Origin of the sequence: Streptomyces nanshensis, assembly GCF_001751255.1 — a bacterium.
GTDB classification, from domain to species: Bacteria; Actinomycetota; Actinomycetes; order Streptomycetales; family Streptomycetaceae; genus Streptomyces; species Streptomyces nanshensis_A.
In genome coordinates this window covers 264-1,853 of record NZ_LJGW01000155.1, presented here as the reverse complement: position 1 = coordinate 1,853, position 1,590 = coordinate 264, and the positions used below count along the sequence as shown (strand labels likewise).

The 1,590-nt window shown below is 71.4% G+C and carries 4 protein-coding genes; 1 reads left to right on the top strand and 3 read right to left on the bottom strand.

Translation table 11 applies throughout. From position 1 onward, the window contains the following. The 3 genes from AN218_RS09380 to AN218_RS09370 all read right to left on the bottom strand — a co-directional run. On the bottom strand, nt 1-354 hold a 354-nt coding region (locus tag AN218_RS09380; protein ID WP_338059606.1), incomplete at its 3' end, for a DUF6597 domain-containing transcriptional factor. A gap of 98 nt (nt 355-452) precedes the next feature. Further along, nucleotides 453-887 (bottom strand): PIN domain-containing protein, encoded by a 435-nt coding sequence (locus AN218_RS09375; protein WP_070016308.1) that lies wholly within the window; start codon nt 885-887, stop codon nt 453-455. Beyond that, the gene (locus AN218_RS09370) at nt 884-1,144 is read right to left on the bottom strand and encodes a CopG family transcriptional regulator (protein WP_070016307.1); all 261 of its coding nucleotides are present in this window, start codon (nt 1,142-1,144) and stop codon (nt 884-886) included. The genes AN218_RS09375 and AN218_RS09370 overlap by 4 nt, the downstream gene beginning before the upstream one ends. A gap of 131 nt (nt 1,145-1,275) precedes the next feature. On the opposite strand from AN218_RS09370, the gene AN218_RS38030 reads away from it, so the two are divergent. Further along, on the top strand, nt 1,276-1,590 hold a 315-nt coding region (locus AN218_RS38030), incomplete at its 3' end, for an FAD-dependent oxidoreductase (protein ID WP_244900375.1).

Sequence of the window (1,590 nt, the reverse complement as noted above, 5' to 3'; positions counted from 1 at the left end):
CGACTCCAGGGCGTGCCCCGCGTCCGGGGCCGCCGCGACGCGCTCCTCCAGCAGCCGCACGGCACGCTCCGGCCACAGCCCGCCGAGCGGCACCCGCTGGTCGCGCAACGCGTGCGCCGGTACGCCGAGAACGAGCGGTCCGGCGCCGGGCGGCAGCCGCAGCCCGGTGATCCCGGCACCGGCACGGCGGCCGAAGAGATGTGCGCGCGTATCGGGACCGGCGACGACCAGCGCGCCGTCCCACATCAGCAGATCCATGCAGCCGTCGGGCAGCACCCGCCCCTCGCCGACGGACTCCCCGACGTGCGCCCACACGACGGCACCGCCCACGCGCGACGGCCGTTCCTCGTACATACCGCCATGATGTCCCAGAACCGGACGGGTAGCGGCGGACGGCGGCCAGCCGGCCGGGCTCCGCGGTGAACTGCCCGTCGGCGTACGGGATCACCGGCTCACAAGTCGTCGGGGAGCAGACGGAACGCCGTGTGGCCGGTCAGCGGCCGTACGGCACGAAAATCCCGCCTGTCCAGGGTGAGAATCGTCTCGGTGTCGTACTCCTCCGCCAGCACCACGTTCACAGCGTCCGTGAGATCCAGACACAGGTCTGTGTATCGCGTCTGGACGCTGCGGGACTTGCGAAGGGTCCCCGCCGCGATCTCGGGCGTGAGAACGCGCATGCTGCGCTCCTGCGCCAGCAGCCAGTCGTTGACGGCGTAGGCGGTCTTCCTGTCGATGTTGCGCGTGATGATGTGTTCGACCTCTTGGAACACCAGCGGGGAGACCACTGTCGCGGAGGCCTCACGCAACGCTCTGCGGGCTCCCTGATGTTCGGGACCGGCCACGTTGAATGCGGCGACCAGGCCGGACGTGTCACCGATGACGATCACGCGGCGTCGCCCGTGTCACCCTGCTTGCGCTCGACACCCTCTCGTACGGCCTGACGTACGTCGTCGTCCGTCACCGGGCCGCCGAAGTCGAGTTCGGGAATGTCCCAGTCACCGGACCACCGCCGGGCGCGCAGGGCAGCGATGCGAAAGCCCTCCCGGAAGTACTCCGACTCCGAACGCCCCTCCCGGACGGCCGCTTCCTTGATGATCCGCAGATCCTCTTCGTCGACCATGACGGTCGTCTTCTTCAGAGACATACGGTTATGGTACCAGCACCAGCACTCCCAGTCCGTGCTCACAGCCGCCGCGGCGGCCCGCTGAGGGGACCGTTCCTCCCGGGAAACAGCCGTGATGCGGCCGGGTAACGGGCAGCGCACAGGCTCGGGCCATGGACTCGGTATCGCGGGGCCCGCGGCGGCGGGTGGTGGTGGTAGGCGGCGGTATGGCCGGTGCCCGGCTCGCCGGGCAGCTCACCGCGGCGGGCCGCGGCCCCGGCACGGGCGCGGACGCCGGCACGGGCCTGGACGTCACCCTCGTCGGCGACGAACCGCACGCCCCGTACAACCGGGTGCTGCTCGCGGACGTGCTCGCCGGACGGTACGCGCCGGAGGTCGTCACGCTCCCCGCGGCCCGAACGGCCCGTGTGCTGCGGGGCGTTCGGGCCGTCCGTATCGACCGTGGACGCCGCCGGGCGGTGTGCGAG

What these genes read in the sequence shown, in the direction of transcription:
- AN218_RS09370 (WP_070016307.1), bottom strand. Translation starts at nt 1,144, where the DNA reads ATGTCTCTGAAGAAGACGACCGTCATGGTCGACGAAGAGGATCTGCGG.